We start from the raw sequence: 16,260 nt of genomic DNA, 5'->3' as shown, positions 1-16,260 counted from the left end.
CGAGCCTATCGGGGGACGGAGCACTGGTCGTCACAGGCCGCTTCGTCCGCCCCCTGCGGACCTCCCTCGGTCCGTACGGCCTGTCGCCACTTGGAAGCCGTGTACATGGCCGCCCGGGCGAAGGGCCGCCCGGCGGGCGTGGCGAGCCAGTTGGCCTTCGGCCGGTGCTCGACCAGCGCCCACAGACAGACGATGAAGGCATCGGTCCCGGTCCACACCTGCCCGGAGTCCCCGATGACGGTGATCTCCTTCAGCGTCGACTCGTGGTCGAGCTGTGGGTACCGCCGCCGCGCCTCGTACGACGCGGCGGGGATCAGGACGAGCGGGACGAGCCAGCGCTGCGCGAGCAGCCAGTGCCGGATGTGCACGCAGAGCGGGCAGTTCGCGTCGTACAGGACGGTCACCCTGCGGACCGCCCCCGAGCCCGGGGCGCCCATGGCTCAGGCCCCGGCCGGAGCGGTCCACCCCTGCGGGGCGACCGGCGGAGTCTGCTGGCGCTCCATGATTCCGCGGCGGCGCATCTTGTTGAGGACCCAGACGTTGCCGAGGTGCATGACACCGAGGACCAGCAGGACGACACCGATCTTGACCGAGAGCGCCTCGAAGAGGTGGCGGGCCTCGACTATCTCCTCGCCCGAGCGGAGGTAGAGGGTCACGAAGCCGATGTTCACGAGGTAGAAGCCGACCACGAGGAGCTGGTTGACGGCGTCCGCGAGCTTCTCGTTCCCCGCGAGGACGTCGCCGATGAAGACGCGGCCGTTACGGCTGAGCGTACGGGCGACCCAGACGGTGAGCCCGATGCTGATGAGCAGGTAGATGACGTACGCGACCACGGTGAGGTCCATAGCCCTCAGCCCCCTTGAACGTGTTCAATACTGCTGACAGGGATGACTGTAGGGCTTCTTTTGAACAGGTTCAAGCGAATGTCTTCTCCAACAACCCCGGATCCACGAAGGGCGCCGTCGGCGTCGGCACCGACCGCCACGCGAGCGGCCACGTCGTCCCGTACAGCGCGGGCACGCCGACGAACGCGAGGGCGGGCCGGGTGCGCGAGGTGTACCGCTGCGCGTACGAGGGCCAGCTCCGCTCGCGCGCGGTGCCGGGCGGGAGCAGGAAGTACATCCACCGGAAGCCGTTGAGCTCGTAGACGATCGGCCCGGGGTCGTAATCGGTGAGCCGGCTGAGCCCCTTGGCCTTCTCCTCGCCCAACTGCCCCTGGATGCGAACGGCGTCGAAGTGGACGCCGGCGAGCCGCAGCGCGAAGCCGGAGGCGGGGACCCAGTCGGGGATTTTCTCGTTCATGGGGCAAGGCTGATGGCTCAGCCCCTCCATCGCCGGGTCGGCAGCGAGGAGATCTGGCGTGAGCAGCTCCAACGCCTGCTGGAATGCGGGCGCTTGCCGCACGTACGGATCCAGCTGATCCCTGTGGAGTGTGAGGAGATCCTCGGCGCGACGGGCCCGATGACGGTCGCTGAGACGCCGGAGCATCGGATGGACGGCTATATCGAAGGGCAGGGGCAGAGCTGGGTGATCTCGGACAGGAAAGCGGTCAGCGAGATGGTTCAACGTCATGCGAATATTCGAGGGGCGGCGCTGAGCCCTAAGGAGTCGGCGCGGCGGATCGAGCGGCTGCTAGGGGAGCGATGAGCATGGAACTGGCCTGGCACAAGAGCAGCCACAGCGGCGGCGATGGCGGGGACTGCGTCGAGGTCGCCACCTGCCCCTCCGCCGTCCACGTCCGGGACTCCAAGGACACCGCCCGCGCCGCCCTCACGGTCACCCCCGCGGCGTGGGCCGCCTTCACGGCCCACGCTTCCGTCACGGTCTGAACAGCACGCCGCGCCAGGTCCATCCCGCCTTGAGGACCGTGTTCCGCAGCGGGTTCTTCACGTCCCGGGTGTCGAAGCGGAGCGTCTCGACCTTGCGCCGGCGGCCGTCCGGTCCCTTCTTGAACTCCCACTGCTTGTACACCGCGGTCGCCGGGCCGCGGCCGTACTGCTCACGCGAGGACTCGTGCGACGGCTCCCACCGCTCGTCGAGGGCTCGCACCTCGCGCGTCGCCGCGACCAGGCGCATGCGGATCTTGAGCGTCAGGCGCAGCTCGCGGACCCGGCAGTCCGCCACCAGGTCGCAGCCTTCCTTCGGAGTGCCCTGGCGTATGACGAACCGTATGCCCGTGTCGTTGAGCGCGAGCAGCGCGTCGCGGAGCTCCGAGGCGGGCAGCGGTGCGACGCCCTTCTCGGGGTACCGGGTGCCCATGTACTTGTCCACCAAGCGGCCCATCAGAGCTTGAACACCGCTCCGCGCCAGGTCCATCCGGCGGCGAGGACGGCGTCCCGCAGCGGGTCCTTCAGCTGCGCGGTGTCGAAGTGGAAGATCTCCGTCTTGTGCAGCTCGCCGTCCTCCCCCCGCTCGACCGACCAGCGCTTGGACACCGTCTTCACCTGCCCGCGGGACTGCTCCGCCGAGATCGCCAGCCGGGGCGTGTTCCCCGCCCACGTGACGTCCCACTGCTCGTCGAGGGAGCGCACCTCGTGCTTCTCCGGGACCAGGCGCATCCGGATCTTGAGGGTCCGGGAGAGCTGGGTACGGAGGAAGAAGGTGTTCCAGGCAGGTTCCAGGATCCGCCACTCCGCCAGCAGGTCGGCCTTCTCCGCAGGGGCGGCGTTGCGCACGACGTACGCCACGTCCGGAGCGTTGAGCGCGAACAGCGCGGCCCGGACCTCCTCGGCGGAACGGGGTGCGACTCCGGTGCCGGGGTGCCGGGTGCCGGTCAGTTTGTCGAAAAGGCCCATCGGATCAACCTTCCTCCGTCCCGGTGTCCGGGCGGACGGTGCGCAGGAATTCCTGGAAGTCGCCCAGGACGCTGTCGTGCTGGGCCTCGGTGGCGGTCAGGACCATCTTGATCACCGCACGCTTGTGGGGATCCTTGGCATCCACCATGGCCAGGTAGACGTGGGACTGGACGAGGTCGCGGCGCGCGCCGCCGGCGACCGCCGAGAACGTCAGCCTCTGCGTCAGGCCCGGCGAGTCCTCGGAGCCGATCTCCCGGCGGTGGGCCACGACCACGGACTCGGCGACCTCGTGCAGGTTCTGCACCGACGCGTCGGCGAGGCCCTCCAGCGTCGCCGCCTCCGACAGGAACTCGCCCTCGATGGTGATGTTGGCCGTGAACCCGGCATCCGGATGCGGATGCAGTGCGACGAAGGCCACGCCCGGGGCGTTGACCGCGTCCGGCGGCGCCGGGAGCCAGCCCTCCGGCAGGCGGAATTCGATCGGCACGGGCAGTGTCGTGGACATCTAGGACCTTCCTTCCTCGGCAACGTACATCAGTCGAACCAGCTGGTGACTTCGTCCTTGACGGAGCCTGCCGCGTCGCCGACCGCGTCCGCCGCATCGCCCACCGCGTCCGCCGCGTCGCCCGCGGCATTGGTGAACTTGTCCGGGTCGAAGGTGAACTCCGCGCCCACGGAGCCGCCGAACCCGAGGGCCGCGCCCGCCTTGCCGCCGATGTGGAACTTGCCGTCGTCGCCCTTGCCGAAGGTCACCTTGGCCTCCGCGCCGACTCCGGCCCATCCCTCGGCCGTCCCGCCGGCGCCGATGCCGGCGACCTCGCCGCCTCCGGCGACGGAGCCCTTGGCCCCGGCGAACGCCTTCGCACCGGCGTTGAGGCCCTCCGGGCCCACTCCGGCACTGACGCCCGCCTCGCCGCCGGCGAATCCCTCGACGCGCCCGTAGCCGCCGACGTGCCCGTATTCGATCCGGCCCTCGTTCAAGGCCCGGATCCCCGCGGAGGTCTCCGCCTTGCCGACGAGGCCCTTGTCGGTGAAGCCGTAGTTCGCGGTGGCGCGGGCGCCCCCGTACCAGTCCTCGACACCGGAGAGCTTCACGCCGCCCATGGTGGTCGAGCCTTCCGCCTTCGCGTGGAAGAGGTCGGCGTACGCCTTGACCGACCCCTCCTTGCCGTACTTGGTGCCGCTGACGGTGAAGCCGGCATCGGGCCCGGTGACCGTGACCTTGCCGGTGTCCCCGTCCGTCTTCGTGGGGACGTCCTCTTCCTTGGGCTTGCCGGCCTTCGCCAGATCGCCCTCGGCGTAGTTGTTGAAGCCGGTGAGGGTCTCGTCGGCGCCCTTGCCGAAGGCGTCCTTGTTGCTGTCGACGACGGCGGCCGAGAGAGCGGTCTTGACGCTCTGGTCGACTTCGGTGAAGGCCTTCACCCGGTCGTCGACGTGCTGCTGCCACTTGGCGACCGCGTCGCGGATGATCGTCTGGCCGTCGGGGTCGTGGTGGTAGGCGCTGCGCTCGGAGGGGGTGAGCTTGGAGTAGTCGAAGGCGACGTGTCCCGCTTCGGAGACGGTCATGCCGGCGGCTATCGCGTCGTCCCGGGCACTTTCGAGCTTCTTCTTCAGGTCGGTGAACTTCTCGTGGGCGTCCCGCAGGAGGCTCGCGATCGCCTTGGCCTGGTTCTGCGCGGCGGCGTACTCGTAGCGGGTCGCGGCGAACCTGGTGTGGGCGGTTCCGGCGCTGACGCCGGACCAGCCGTCGCCCATGCTGATCTTCTGGACGGTGTCGCCGTAGCGGGTCTCGACCTTCTTCAGCTCACCCGCCATCGAGTCCCACTTGGCGGCGGCCGTCGTCAGGAGGCCCAGATCCGTGGTCATGACTTCGTGATAGGTCAGCACCGAAGCCCCCTACAGACCGTTCAGCTTCGACTGCGCCGCGAACTGGTTGTTCAGGCTCAGGTCGTTGCGTGCGAAAAGACCCGAGGCGCCGCGCAGCGCGGACTTTTCCGAGGCCAGGCGGCCCATCAGGGTCTTCACCTGCTGGTCCCAGGTGTCCGCCACCTTCTTCAGGCCGGCGGCCGTGTCCCAGCCTTCGAAGCCCTTCTGGGCGGTGCTGGTGGCGTCGTCCGCGTGCTCGGTGGCCTTCTTGGTGTTCGGCTCGAGCTCGGTCTCGATCGTGTTCGCCGCAGCTTTCTTCTCCGCCGGCGTCGATGCGAAGTTCGCGGATCCGCCCGGACCCACCGGCCCCGGAGCCGACGATCCTGGTTCCGGCGGCACCCCGTTCAGCCGCATGCCCACCTGTCCGAGATCTGACATGTTCACGCCTCCCCGTTCACAGGCTTCGATCATATGCACGGCAGCTGCGAACCGGCCAAGGGGGCCTGCGCGGTACCCCTCAGGCCGTTTGGCGCGGCTGCACCCACAGGGCCTCGGCAAAGGCGCAGAGGTCGCCCGCCGCCGTGGCCAGGGCCGTGCCGACGGTGTACTTGCGGCCCTCCGAGCCGAGGAGCCAGGAGTACGTGACGAGGCCCTCGCCGACCGGAACCGGCCGCAGCAGCCGCGCGGTCAGCGCGGCCGTGACGGCGCCGGCCGGGCGGCCGTCGAGCAGGCGCCCGGCCGCGTTCCCCGGACAGTCCAGCGAGCCCCACACCAGCTCGGGCGGCAACAGACCGTCCGGGCCGCCGAGTTCGGGCGCGGGAGTCCACGCGGTGGCAACCATTCCGGCGGTGCCCGGCACCAGTCCGCAGTGCTGGCGCAGGCCGGTGGCGGGCGTGCGGTCGAGGCCGCAGCCGAAGCAGTCCGCCGACCCGTCCGGCGGGGCCGCCCGGTAGGCCTCGGCCGCGGCCGAGGCCGCCGCCCAGGAGGGCGCGTCGGGGATGTCCGTCATGCCGGCATGCAGCTCGGCGGGCGTCGCGGCGGCCAACAGCAGCTCACCGGAGGTGAGTTCGGCGCCGCCGTCGGCCCTCCCGGTGAGCAGCACCGGCGCCCCGGTCGGCACCGGCCGGCGGAAGTCCACCCGTACGGTCTTCGCCGCGGCGCGGGCGGCGAGCAGGCCCGCCACGTAGCCGCCGAAGGCGACTCCCGGATATCCGCAGAGGTGGGCCGGAACCGTGATCGTCTCGAAGTCGGTCATGGCGCCCAGTCCATCACAGCGCCCGGCCCGGCTCTCGAACTCGGTGGACAGGGAGCGCGGGCCTGGCCGATAGTCCGGCCATGACTTCTCTCGTACGACACCTCACCTTCGACTGCTCCGACGCCTACGCCCTGGGGCAGTTCTGGGCCGGCGTCCTGGACGGCAAGATCTCCGACGAGGACTTCCCGGGCGACCCCGAAGCCCTGGTCACGGCGCCCGGTTCGGCGCTGCTGTTCGTGACGGTGCCCGACGCCAAGGCCGTGAAGAACCGGGTGCACGTGGATCTGCAGCCGCAGGACCGTACGCGCGACGAGGAGGTCGAACGCATCCTCGCCCTGGGCGCCACCGTGGTCGGCGACCACCGCAACCCCGACGGCACGGGCTGGGTGACACTGGCCGACCCCGAGGGCAACGAGTTCTGCGTGGAACGCAGCGCGGCCGAACGCAAGCAGTGACCTAGGCCTGGGAGGTCTCGTCCGTCGCCGGCGGGACGGCCTGCTTACGGGGCTGCGGCCGCCCCGCCGCCAGGAGCTCGTCCACGTCGAGCGTGACCTTGGCACCGAGGGAGTCGGGCAGGGTGGCGAGCTCGCCTGCGGCGTAGACGCGGTGGCTCTCGTACGTCCCGCCGACGGGTTCGGTCAGGACGTGCAGCCGCTGGTGCTTGCGGTTGACGATGACGTAGACGGGGATCCGGGCCTGGGCGTAGGCGGCGGCCTTGGCGCGCAGGTCGTTGTTGTAGTTCGACGAGGTCACTTCCAGGACCAGGCGGAATACCACCGGGTCGTAGCAGTTGAACTCGACCAGGTGGTCATCGATGTCAGCGTCGACGACGCAGAGGTCCGGGATCGCGTAGTCCTCTGAACCGTCGGGCAGCCAGAGTCCGACGCCCTGGTGGACCTCTGTCTCGCCGTCGTCCAGGCCCGCCGCGAGGAACGGGCGGATGATCTTGTTCAGCACCCTGGAGTGAGGGGCGCCCGCGGGCGGGGTCACGGTGAGGATGCCTCCGATGATCTCGACGCGGTAGCCGGGGTTCCGCTCCATGAGCTGGTCGGCCTCCTCGAGGAGAGTCAGGGGCCTCTCCTCGTCGGCGTACTCAGGGTGCTCGACGGGTGCTGTGGACATTCCGGGCCTCCCGTGGGCTGGGTCGAGAGCATCATCGTAGGACGGTCGTGTGCCCGCGTCCCGTAAGCACTCTCTTCACCGGATCGGGTGGAGGAACTCCAGCAGCAGGTCTGTGATCTCGGCGGGGCGCTCCATCGAGGGCAGGTGGCCGGCCCAGGGGAGTTCGACGTGCCGCGCGCCGGGGACGAGGGCCGGGAGTTCGGCGGCGATGTGGCGGTAGTCGGGGAGGTCGTGGGCGCCTCCGACGGCGAGGACCGGGGCGGTTATGGCGGCGAGATCGACCTCCGGCGCGGGGAGTTCGTGGTCCCCGGTGGAGGCCAGGGCACCCTGGAAGTTCCCCAGCTGCATGGCTTGTACGAGGGCGTGCGCGGCCTCGTCGGCGTCCGGGCCCAGCCAGGTACGGGCGTTCAGCGCCGCCGCGCCGGCCAGATCACCGGCCTCCGTCAACGCGTCCTCGGCGGCGCGGAACTCCTCCACCTCCGGGCTGTCGGGCCGATACCCCGGGCGACCCGCGCAGAGCAGGGCCAGCCGGGTCACCCGCTCCGGGTGCAGGGCGGCGATCTGCAGGGCGACCTGGCCGCCGTACGAGGATCCGACGACCGCGGCACGCTCGACCCCGAGCCGGTCCATCAGCGCGAGGACGTCCCCGTCGTCGCTGTACGTGGCTTGCGCGGCGGGGGAGTCCCCACAGGTCCGAAAGTCGAGCCGGACCACCCGGAACCCGGCCTCGGCCAGCGGACCCCACTGGGGATCCCACATACGCCGGTCACAGACGGAAGAGTGCAGCAGGACGACGGCGGGCCCATCGGCGGGCCCGGACACCTCAAAGTAAACGCTCATTCCCGGATCTTCGCGGGGCCTTGCTCCTTCCGCCACTGTGTTTCGGAGCGGTGGGGGTGCGGTGGGGCGCGGCGGGGCGGGGGCTTCGGGGGTCGGGGTCTCAGCGGGGAGACAGTGGGACTGACGGGAAACCCCCAAACCCTCCCTGATCCCGCCCCGCTGAGACCCCGCCCCCGAAGCCCCCGCTCCCCCCGCTTACGCCCCCGCCCCTCAGATGCTCAGCGACCGCGCGTAGTTGATCTGGCCCATCACTCGTTGGTACGACATCGCGTCCGTGGCCGGGAGCATCGTGGAGTGGTGGCGGCCGCCGCTGGTGACCGTGATCTGGATGTAGCCCGTGGTCTTCTTCTCCTTCATCAGGAGGAACAGCAGGCCGAGCAGGCAGAACAGGAAGAAGATGACGGCCAGGATGATCGCGTGGGTCGGGATCTTCTCCTCGGTGCGCGAGAAGTCCGTCGCGTTCCACATCGCACCCCTGAGCGGCATCGAGCCCGACGGGGTGATGATCTGGTCGCCGGCGACGCTGATGTCGCCGACAGAGAAGCTGGCGCCGCCCGGGGCGGCGGCGGGGTAGGCGGGGGCCGGTACGCCGGCGCCCATCGTGGGCTGGTAGGCCGGGGCTCCCGGGTAGGGCTGCGGGTAGCCGTAACTGGCCTCGCCCGGGCCCCACCTGTAGTCGCCGCCCTGGCTGGGGTCGCTCGCGTAAGGATTCGGCTGCTGCTCGCTCATGCGGCCGATCCTTCCATAGCGGCCTGCTGTCCCGTACCCCCGGTCAGAGAGCTGCTTCGAGAATCCCCGCGATGCGCCCGGCAGGAAGGGGTAGGTGACGATCCGTCGGCCGCCGCCCGTCCCGGAGGTCCCCGAGTATGACTGAGGCCCGCACCCCGAGAAGGGGTGCGGGCCTCAGGCACAGGCGAGGGGGATCAGAAGCGACGCGTGATCAGCGCACGCTTGACTTCCTGGATCGCCTTCGTGACCTCGATGCCGCGCGGGCACGCGTCGGTGCAGTTGAACGTCGTGCGGCAACGCCACACGCCGTCCTTGTCGTTCAGGATCTCCAGCCGCTGCTCGCCGGCCTCGTCACGCGAGTCGAAGATGAAGCGGTGCGCGTTGACGATCGCCGCCGGGCCGAAGTACTGGCCGTCGTTCCAGAACACCGGGCACGAGGACGTGCACGCGGCGCACAGGATGCACTTGGTGGTGTCGTCGAAGCGCTCGCGGTCCTCGGCGGACTGCAGACGCTCGCGCGTCGGCTCGTTGCCCTTGGTGACCAGGAACGGCATGACGTCCCGGTACGCCTGGAAGAAGGGCTCCATGTCGACGATGAGGTCCTTCATCACCGTGAGGCCCTTGATGGCCTCGACGGTGATCGGCTTCTCCGGGTTGATGTCCTTGATCAGCGTCTTGCAGGCGAGCCTGTTCTTGCCGTTGATCCGCATCGCGTCGGAGCCGCAGATGCCGTGCGCGCACGAGCGGCGGAAGGTCAGCGTGCCGTCGAGGTCCCACTTGATCTTGTGAAGACCGTCGAGCACGCGCTCCTTCGGGTCGATCTCGATCTGGAAGTCCTGCCACTGCGCCTCGTCCGAGATCTCGGGGTTGAAGCGGCGGATCCGGAACGTGACCGTGATGTACGGCGAGGCCGCGGCCGCGGCCTCCATCTCGTCCGTCTTGGACAGGGTGGGGGTGGCCATCAGTACTTACGCTCCATCGGCTGGTAGCGGGTGACGACGACGGGCTTGTAGTCCAGCCGGACGGAGTCCTTGCCGTCGTCGCCGACCTCGCGGTACGCCATGGTGTGGCGCATGAAGTTGACGTCGTCGCGGTTCGGGTAGTCCTCGCGGTAGTGACCGCCGCGGGACTCCTTGCGCGCCAGCGCGGACACGGCCATGACCTCGGCCAGGTCGAGCAGGTTGCCCAGCTCGATGGCCTCCAGCAGGTCCGTGTTGAAGCGCTTGCCCTTGTCCTGGACGGACACGTTCTTGTAGCGCTCGCGCAGCTCGGCGATCTTCTCGACCGCCGTCTTGATGGTCTGCTCCGTACGGAACACCATCACGCACGCGTCCATCGTCTCCTGGAGCTCCAGGCGCAGGTCGGCGACCCGCTCCTTGCCCGTGGAGTTGCGCAGCTGCTCGACGAGGTCGATGACCTGCTGCGCCGGGTTCTCCGGGAGCTCGACGTAGTCGTTCTCCTGCGAGTACCGCGCCGCGGCGATGCCGGAGCGCTTGCCGAAGACGTTGATGTCCAGCAGCGAGTTGGTGCCCAGGCGGTTCGCGCCGTGCACCGACACGCACGCGACCTCGCCGGCCGCGTACAGGCCCGGGACGACGGTGGTGTTGTCCCTGAGGACCTCACCCTCGACGTTCGTCGGGATGCCGCCCATGGCGTAGTGCGCGGTGGGCTGGATCGGGATCGGGTCCGTGTACGGCTCGATGCCCAGGTACGTGCGCGCGAACTCGGTGATGTCCGGGAGCTTCGCGTCGAGCTGCTCCGGCGGCAGGTGCGTCAGGTCCAGGTACACGTGGTCACCGGCCGGACCGCAGCCGCGGCCCTCGCGGATCTCGGTGTAGATGGAGCGCGAGACGACGTCACGGGACGCGAGGTCCTTCATGACCGGCGCGTACTTCTCCATGAAGCGCTCGCCGTCCTTGTTGCGGAGGATGCCGCCCTCACCGCGGGCGCCCTCCGTCAGCAGGATGCCCATGCGCCAGATGCCCGTCGGGTGGAACTGGAAGAACTCCATGTCCTCCAGCGGCAGGCCGCGGCGGTAGCAGGCCGCCTGGCCGTCACCCGTGAGGGTGTGCGCGTTGGAGGTCACCTTGAAGAACTTGCCGGTGCCGCCGGAGGCGTAGATGACGGCCTTGGCCTGGAACACGTGGATCTCGCCGGTGGCGAGCTCGTACGCGACCACACCGGCCGACTTCTTGACGCCGTCCTCCTCGACCAGGAGCTGGTCCAGGACGTAGAACTCGTTGAAGAACTCCACGCCCTCCTTGACGCAGTTCTGGTACAGCGTCTGGAGGATCATGTGGCCGGTGCGGTCCGCGGCGTAGCAGGACCGGCGGACCGGGGCCTCGCCGTGGTTGCGCGAGTGGCCGCCGAAGCGGCGCTGGTCGATGGTGCCGTCCGGGGTGCGGTTGAACGGCAGGCCCATCTTCTCCAGGTCGAGGACGGCGTCGATGGCCTCCTTCGCCAGGATCTCGGCGGCGTCCTGGTCGACCAGGTAGTCACCGCCCTTGACCGTGTCGAAGGTGTGCCACTCCCAGTTGTCCTCTTCCACGTTGGCCAGCGCGGCGGCCATGCCGCCCTGCGCGGCGCCTGTGTGGGAGCGGGTGGGGTAGAGCTTCGTCAGCACGGCGGTGCGGCTGCGCTTCGTCGACTCGATGGCGGCGCGCATGCCTGCGCCACCTGCGCCGACGATGACGGTGTCGTACTTGTGGATCTTCATTGGTTTCGCCTCAGCCCCGTTGGCTAGCGGATGTTCGGGTCGAAGGTGAAGATCACCAGCGTGCCCAGAAGGATGGTGAACACCGTGGCGGTGTAGAGCAGGCCCTTCAGCCACAGCCGCGTGTTGGCGCGCTCCGCGTAGTCGTTGATGACGGTACGCAGACCGTTGGCGCCGTGCAGCATGGCCAGCCACAGCATCAGCAGGTCCCAGACCTGCCAGAACGGGGAAGCCCACCGGCCCGCCACGAAGGCGAAGCCGATCTTGGAGACGCCGCCGTCGAGCACCAGCTGGATCAGCAGGTGACCGATGACGAGGACGACGAGCACGATGCCCGAGAGGCGCATGAAGAGCCACGCGACCATCTCGAAGTTGCCGCGGGTCGAGCGCGGGGTCTTGCCCGTGCGCTTGCGCGGCGCCTCGATGTACGGCGCCGGGTTCTCGACGTCGTAGAGGCTCACGCCTTCGACGTCACCGATGGCCTTGGCGGAAGAAGTGTCAGAAGACATGCGTGTCACTTCCCGAACAGTTCAAGGTAGGCGTGGCTGAGAACGGGGAGGATGGCCCCGATCATCAGCACGGCCCAGATGATCACGACCCACCAGAGCATCGTCTTCTGGTGGCGCGGACCCTTGGACCAGAAGTCCACTGCGATCACACGGAGACCGTTGAGCGCGTGGAACAGGATTGCGGCGACGAGGCCGTACTCCAGCAGCGCGACGATCGGTGTCTTGTAGGTAGCCACGACATCGTCGTACGCCTCGGGGGAGACGCGGACGAGTGCGGTGTCGAGGACGTGTACGAACAGGAAGAAGAAAATGAGGACGCCGGTGACTCGATGAGCCACCCAGGACCACATTCCTTCCCGGCCGCGGTACAACGTTCCAGCCGGCACGGAAAACCCTCCGGAAGCGGGGCGGGGGCCAGCCGGCTTCTTTGTCGGTCGGGCCCGGCCGGGTACGGTCCTCCGGCCCCGGACATCGTAGCGACGCTTTGTCGGTTCCTTCGCGCGGGGGCCATCGGTGTGATCAAACAGGCTCGGACGGACTATCCGACAGGGGCGAATAGCCCTATTTCCGCCCCAGTCAGACCATCGGCCAGACGATCCGGCCGGCCATCGGCCGACGTCAGCCAATGTGTCAGGTCGCACAGTCGGGCCTGCGCGAGGCGGCGCAGCTCGTCGGCGGAGATCGATCGCTCCTCGTCCACCTCGTGTCCCATCCGGCGGCGGATCGCGGTCAGCAGCTGGTCCGCCTGTTCCTCCGGCGGGTGCCCGTCGAGGCAGATCACGAAGGCGTGCCCGAACTTGCGCTCGTACTCCGCGTGGCCCGCGTCGAGGGCCAGCAGGGCGGCGTACGGGGCCCCGTGCTCCAGCTCCGCCGAGCACTCGGCGGCCAGCGCCTCCGCCAGGTCGGCCTGCGACAGGTCGTACGAAGCCTCGTCCGCGGCGGCGAGCAGAGCCCCGGAATCGGGGTAAGGGCGGTGCGTGGCGACCCGGTGTGCCCAGCGCCGGCTGCCGCAGCACTGCATCAGGACCGCCTCGGCGGTCTCGGGGGACAGGGCGTTGAACCGCGCCAGCCCTGAGTCGTGAGAGGGGTCGGAGCTACCGCGGGCCTGTGCCGGAAGGTGGCTGGACAGCGGGGGGCTCCTCGGGGCGTGGCGCTGGTGTGCTGCCACGCTATCGACGCAGGGCAGGGTGTGTCGTACGCATTCGGGGAATTCACCCGGAAGTGAGCCGAAAGGATGACGGGGGCACCATGGACGCGAACCGAAAGAGGGCCGGGAGGCGAGGACGGCCCGGGGAGGGGAGGGCGGCCGAGGCCGCCACCCCCCACAGGAGAGGCCCCGGCCACCATCCGTCACGGGCTCGTGCGACAAGCCCGTATCCCTGTCAGCGCCCTGAGTGCGTTTTGTGTCACACCTCGCTCCGCGCAGGATTGGTTGCTCGTTGTACAACTCGTGGACGAAGGTGCTTGAAAGCCGTAACGTGCTGATTTGCGCCAGACGTACAGGACAGTGAACGGGTTGGGGACTTTGCTGGGGGACGACGCGGAGCTGACCGCCGCGGTGCTCGCGGCACAGGACGGCGAAGAGAACGCGTTCCGTGCTGTGTACCGCGCCGTGCACCCACGCCTGCTCGGATACGTACGCACGCTCGTCGGTGACGGCGACGCGGAGGACGTGACGTCCGAGGCCTGGCTGCAGATCGCCCGCGACCTCGACTCCTTCACCGGCGACGCCGACCGCTTCCGCGGCTGGGCCGCCCGGATCGCCCGCAACCGGGCCCTCGACCACATCCGCATGCGCGGCCGCCGCCCCGCCATCGGCGGCGACGACACCGAGCTCACCGGCTGGGCCGCCGACTGCGACACCGCGGGCGCCGCGATGGAGTCCCTCTCCACCGGAACGGCCATGGCGCTCATCGCTCAGCTGCCGCAGGACCAGGCGGAGGCCGTCGTCCTGCGGGTCGTGGTCGGCCTGGACGCCAAGAGCGCGGCCGAGACCCTCGGCAAGCGGCCCGGCGCCGTACGGACCGCCGCCCACCGGGGTCTGAAGAAGCTGGCCGAGCTGCTCGGCCCGGAGGCCGCGGAGGGCGGCTTCGAGCCGGACTCGGACCGCGACGGGGACCGCGACTCGGATCCGGGCGCGCGCGTCGGCCATAATGCCGGTGGCCAGGCACTGGGCGGCCGGGGCGGGAGGGATCTCGACGCCGTACCCGCTCAGCGCGGCCGCGGCGGGGGCCTCGTAGAAAAAACCGGTGTGACGCATTCACGTTGGCGGACGCAGAAGGACATGTGATGGCCGACGAGCGCGACAGGTGGCTGGACAGAGCCGCGGCGGACAAACTGCTGCGCGGTGAACCGGTGGAACCTGTGGGGCCGGCCGCCGATCCGCGGGCCCGGCGCGAAGCCGCCCGGCTGCGAGCCGCCCTCGACAGCCTCGCGCAGACCGCCCCGGCCGCTTCGGCCGCCGGGGAACTGCCCGGCGAGGCCGCGGCGGTGGCCGCCTTCCGCGCGGCGCACGGCACGACCGCGGCGTCCGCTTCCTCCGCACCCTCCGCGGTGCGGACCGGGACGGCCCGCTCCCGTGAACCCCTGGTCGACCTCGGCCGCGCCGCCGGCCTGCGCGTGCCCGTACCCCGGCGCGCCCGGGCGGTGCGGTTCGGTCTCGCGGCGGCCCTGGCGAGCGTCGCGGTCGGCGGACTCGCCGCGGCGGCGGGCGCCGGTCTGCTGGACCCCTCCGGCCGCGACACCGCGGGTCCGGGACCCGCGATGTCCGTCAGCGCCGACGGGGACCCGACCGCGGGCGACGACAGCGGGGCCGCGACGCTCAGCCCGCAACTGCGCCCCACCCCCCTGCGGGACGGTACGGATCCGGCGGCCTCCGCGGGCACCTCCCAGCCGCCGGGCACGGACGGGTACACGGCACCCGGCGGTGACACCTTCGGCGGGACCTCGCCCGGCACGTCCACCACCGGAGGCACGGGCAGCACCCAGGGCGGCAAGGACCACAAGGACGGCCAGGACGGCACGTTCCGGACGGACGGAACCCCGGACGGCTCCGGCGACGGGAGCACCAGCCGGGACCGCGACCAGGACCGGGAGAACCAGCGCCGGGCCGTGGACCTGTGCAACGACTACCGGGCCGGGCACCTCAACGACGACCGGCGCGAGCGGCTGTCCCGCCTGGCCAAGGGCCTGGCGCGGATTCCGTACTACTGCGAGGCGCTGCTGGACGGCGTCGTCAACGACGGCGGCGGGCGCATGAGCAGCCCGGGCACGCCCGCGGGCGGCGGTACGTACGACGGGATCTTCAGGTCTCCGACCTCGAGTCCGGCCCCGGTCCCGTCCCGCCTGTAACACTTTTCGAATCGGTGGCGCAGTACATAGCGAGCCGACTGGTCATCGGCCGCGCATGAGCCGGGGTTCCCCCCGTACCCCTGGGCTCTGCGCAACCGGCGCGGGCGGGGCACGTTCCCCCGGCCCTGCCCGCGCCTCTAACTTCCAGACCGCGCAGCCCGTGCAGCCCCCCGGGCCTCACCAGTAGACGACGACCTTGTCGCCGGCCTGGACCTGGGCGAAGAGCGCCGAAAGCTTTCCCTTGTCCCGGACGTTCACACAGCCGTGCGAGGCGCCGGCGTAGCCGCGGGCCGCGAAGTCGGCCGAGTAGTGCACCGCCTGGCCGCCGCTGAAGAACATCGAGTACGGCATGGACGTGTGGTAGAGCGTGGACGTCCACTCCTTCTCCTTGCGGTCCACCTTGAAGACGCCCTCGCGGGTCGGGGTGTTCTCCGAGCCGAAGCGCACGTCCATGGTGGAGATGATCTTGCCGTCGATCATCCAGGCGAGGGTGCGGCTCTCCTTGCTGATGCACATGACCCGGCCCTCCATGCAGCGCGGGTCGGGGGCGTCCGCCTCGTTGACCGCCGGCGGGCGCAGCTCGTCTGCGGTGGGCTTCTTCGTGGCGCCCTGGATCTTCTTCCAGGTGGCTTCGTCGACCGAACCGGTGGGGTTCAGCCCGTTCTTCGACTGGTAGGACTTCACGGCCGCGGTGGTCTTCGTCCCGTAGAAGCCGGTCGGCGCGACCGACATCAGCTTGAGCTGCTTCAGGCGGGCCTGGAGCTCGCGCACCTGCTCGCTGTCGTCGCCGTTGGCCATGATCTGCTTCACCGTGGGCGAAGGAGAGGCGGACGGGGACGCCGAGGCGGAGGCCGACGGGGACGGCGAGGCCGGCTTGTCGTCGGTGGACGGTGAGGACTCGGGGGAGGCGCCCGCCGTGGGCGAGGAGGAGACCGGGGAAGGGGAGCCCGCGGACTCCGACTTCTGCGGCCCACAGGCGGTCGCGGCGAGCGCGACGGCGGTGGCCACCCCGAGCGTGCGGAATATGACTCTCTGGCGGTGCATTGCAGTCCCCCGTTTTCTACGTCGTGTATCTAGGTG

23 protein-coding genes are annotated in these 16,260 nt (G+C 70.0%); 5 read left to right on the top strand and 18 right to left on the bottom strand.

Features of this window, described 5'->3' with window-relative positions; all coding sequences use genetic code 11:
* Positions 1 to 5 precede the first annotated feature (5 nt).
* The 3 genes from OHA89_RS15375 to OHA89_RS15365 all read right to left on the bottom strand — a co-directional run bounded on the left by OHA89_RS15375 (position 6) and on the right by OHA89_RS15365 (position 1,302).
* A complete protein-coding gene (locus OHA89_RS15375) occupies positions 6 to 437 on the bottom strand; it encodes a thiol-disulfide oxidoreductase DCC family protein (protein ID WP_266608020.1) in 432 nt (143 codons plus the stop codon).
* Between the two features lie 3 nt (positions 438 to 440).
* Complete coding sequence (locus OHA89_RS15370) at positions 441 to 845, bottom strand: hypothetical protein (RefSeq protein WP_266608018.1); 405 nt, start codon at positions 843 to 845, stop codon at positions 441 to 443.
* Between the two features lie 70 nt (positions 846 to 915).
* On the bottom strand, positions 916 to 1,302 hold the full coding sequence (locus OHA89_RS15365; RefSeq protein ID WP_406366390.1) for a hypothetical protein: 387 nt from the start codon (positions 1,300 to 1,302) through the stop codon (positions 916 to 918).
* A 12-nt stretch (positions 1,303 to 1,314) separates the two neighbouring features.
* Here OHA89_RS15365 and OHA89_RS15360 point away from each other — a divergent pair, with 12 nt between their 5' ends.
* Positions 1,315 to 1,647 (top strand): Scr1 family TA system antitoxin-like transcriptional regulator, encoded by a 333-nt coding sequence (locus tag OHA89_RS15360; protein ID WP_406366388.1) that lies wholly within the window; start codon positions 1,315 to 1,317, stop codon positions 1,645 to 1,647.
* Positions 1,644 to 1,829, top strand: coding sequence for a DUF397 domain-containing protein (locus OHA89_RS15355; RefSeq protein WP_406366387.1), 186 nt, complete (start codon positions 1,644 to 1,646; stop codon positions 1,827 to 1,829). Before OHA89_RS15360 ends, OHA89_RS15355 begins: the two co-directional genes overlap by 4 nt.
* Here the strand turns inward: OHA89_RS15355 and OHA89_RS15350 are convergent.
* From OHA89_RS15350 to OHA89_RS15325, 6 genes are all read right to left on the bottom strand, one after another.
* The gene (locus OHA89_RS15350) at positions 1,819 to 2,283 is read right to left on the bottom strand and encodes a hypothetical protein (protein WP_266608014.1); all 465 of its coding nucleotides are present in this window, start codon (positions 2,281 to 2,283) and stop codon (positions 1,819 to 1,821) included. The two genes, OHA89_RS15355 and OHA89_RS15350, sit on opposite strands and share 11 nt — an antisense overlap.
* Positions 2,283 to 2,795: a hypothetical protein gene (locus tag OHA89_RS15345; RefSeq protein ID WP_266608013.1), complete on the bottom strand. Its 513-nt coding sequence runs from the start codon at positions 2,793 to 2,795 to the stop codon at positions 2,283 to 2,285. Before OHA89_RS15345 ends, OHA89_RS15350 begins: the two co-directional genes overlap by 1 nt.
* A gap of 4 nt (positions 2,796 to 2,799) precedes the next feature.
* A complete protein-coding gene (locus OHA89_RS15340) occupies positions 2,800 to 3,300 on the bottom strand; it encodes a hypothetical protein (protein WP_406366386.1) in 501 nt (166 codons plus the stop codon).
* A gap of 29 nt (positions 3,301 to 3,329) precedes the next feature.
* On the bottom strand, positions 3,330 to 4,661 hold the full coding sequence (locus OHA89_RS15335) for a hypothetical protein (RefSeq protein WP_266608010.1): 1,332 nt from the start codon (positions 4,659 to 4,661) through the stop codon (positions 3,330 to 3,332).
* A 30-nt stretch (positions 4,662 to 4,691) separates the two neighbouring features.
* Positions 4,692 to 5,099, bottom strand: a complete 408-nt coding sequence (locus OHA89_RS15330) for a hypothetical protein (RefSeq protein WP_406366384.1) — start codon at positions 5,097 to 5,099, stop codon at positions 4,692 to 4,694.
* A 79-nt stretch (positions 5,100 to 5,178) separates the two neighbouring features.
* Positions 5,179 to 5,916, bottom strand: coding sequence for a hotdog fold domain-containing protein (locus OHA89_RS15325; RefSeq protein WP_266608008.1), 738 nt, complete (start codon positions 5,914 to 5,916; stop codon positions 5,179 to 5,181).
* An 80-nt stretch (positions 5,917 to 5,996) separates the two neighbouring features.
* Here OHA89_RS15325 and OHA89_RS15320 point away from each other — a divergent pair, with 80 nt between their 5' ends.
* Positions 5,997 to 6,371, top strand: coding sequence for a VOC family protein (locus OHA89_RS15320; protein WP_406366382.1), 375 nt, complete (start codon positions 5,997 to 5,999; stop codon positions 6,369 to 6,371).
* Between the two features lies 1 nt (position 6,372).
* Here the strand turns inward: OHA89_RS15320 and OHA89_RS15315 are convergent, their stop codons facing one another.
* From OHA89_RS15315 to OHA89_RS15280, 8 genes are all read right to left on the bottom strand, one after another.
* Positions 6,373 to 7,038: a Uma2 family endonuclease gene (locus tag OHA89_RS15315; protein WP_266608005.1), complete on the bottom strand. Its 666-nt coding sequence runs from the start codon at positions 7,036 to 7,038 to the stop codon at positions 6,373 to 6,375.
* A gap of 75 nt (positions 7,039 to 7,113) precedes the next feature.
* Entirely contained in the window at positions 7,114 to 7,878 is a 765-nt protein-coding gene (locus OHA89_RS15310; RefSeq protein WP_406366380.1) for an alpha/beta fold hydrolase, read from the bottom strand.
* Between the two features lie 210 nt (positions 7,879 to 8,088).
* Positions 8,089 to 8,607: a hypothetical protein gene (locus OHA89_RS15305; RefSeq protein ID WP_215147680.1), complete on the bottom strand. Its 519-nt coding sequence runs from the start codon at positions 8,605 to 8,607 to the stop codon at positions 8,089 to 8,091.
* 194 nt (positions 8,608 to 8,801) lie between these two features.
* Entirely contained in the window at positions 8,802 to 9,569 is a 768-nt protein-coding gene (locus OHA89_RS15300) for a succinate dehydrogenase iron-sulfur subunit (protein ID WP_215147672.1), read from the bottom strand.
* Complete coding sequence (gene sdhA, locus OHA89_RS15295) at positions 9,569 to 11,323, bottom strand: succinate dehydrogenase flavoprotein subunit (protein WP_266607997.1); 1,755 nt, start codon at positions 11,321 to 11,323, stop codon at positions 9,569 to 9,571. Before sdhA ends, OHA89_RS15300 begins: the two co-directional genes overlap by 1 nt.
* 23 nt (positions 11,324 to 11,346) lie before the next feature.
* The gene (locus OHA89_RS15290; protein ID WP_215147664.1) at positions 11,347 to 11,829 is read right to left on the bottom strand and encodes a succinate dehydrogenase hydrophobic membrane anchor subunit; all 483 of its coding nucleotides are present in this window, start codon (positions 11,827 to 11,829) and stop codon (positions 11,347 to 11,349) included.
* 5 nt (positions 11,830 to 11,834) lie between these two features.
* Positions 11,835 to 12,215 carry a succinate dehydrogenase, cytochrome b556 subunit gene (gene sdhC / locus OHA89_RS15285; protein WP_257554598.1) on the bottom strand — a complete coding sequence of 127 codons (381 nt, stop codon included), beginning with the start codon at positions 12,213 to 12,215 and terminating at the stop codon, positions 11,835 to 11,837.
* Positions 12,216 to 12,367: 152 nt separating this feature from the next.
* Positions 12,368 to 12,997 (bottom strand): 2-oxo-4-hydroxy-4-carboxy-5-ureidoimidazoline decarboxylase, encoded by a 630-nt coding sequence (locus OHA89_RS15280; RefSeq protein ID WP_406366378.1) that lies wholly within the window; start codon positions 12,995 to 12,997, stop codon positions 12,368 to 12,370.
* Positions 12,998 to 13,354: 357 nt separating this feature from the next.
* Here OHA89_RS15280 and OHA89_RS15275 point away from each other — a divergent pair, with 357 nt between their 5' ends.
* Complete coding sequence (locus OHA89_RS15275) at positions 13,355 to 14,119, top strand: RNA polymerase sigma factor (RefSeq protein ID WP_257559348.1); 765 nt, start codon at positions 13,355 to 13,357, stop codon at positions 14,117 to 14,119.
* Complete coding sequence (locus OHA89_RS15270; protein WP_266607992.1) at positions 14,119 to 15,180, top strand: hypothetical protein; 1,062 nt, start codon at positions 14,119 to 14,121, stop codon at positions 15,178 to 15,180. Before OHA89_RS15275 ends, OHA89_RS15270 begins: the two co-directional genes overlap by 1 nt.
* 177 nt (positions 15,181 to 15,357) lie before the next feature.
* Here the strand turns inward: OHA89_RS15270 and OHA89_RS15265 are convergent, their stop codons facing one another.
* Complete coding sequence (locus OHA89_RS15265; protein ID WP_257554594.1) at positions 15,358 to 16,224, bottom strand: L,D-transpeptidase family protein; 867 nt, start codon at positions 16,222 to 16,224, stop codon at positions 15,358 to 15,360.
* Positions 16,225 to 16,260: the final 36 nt, after the last annotated feature.

Source organism: Streptomyces sp. NBC_01546, from assembly GCF_045208355.1.
Lineage (GTDB): Bacteria > Actinomycetota > Actinomycetes > Streptomycetales > Streptomycetaceae > Streptomyces.
Note: the sequence above shows the minus strand (reverse complement) of the source record. Positions and strands in the feature narration are given on the sequence as shown.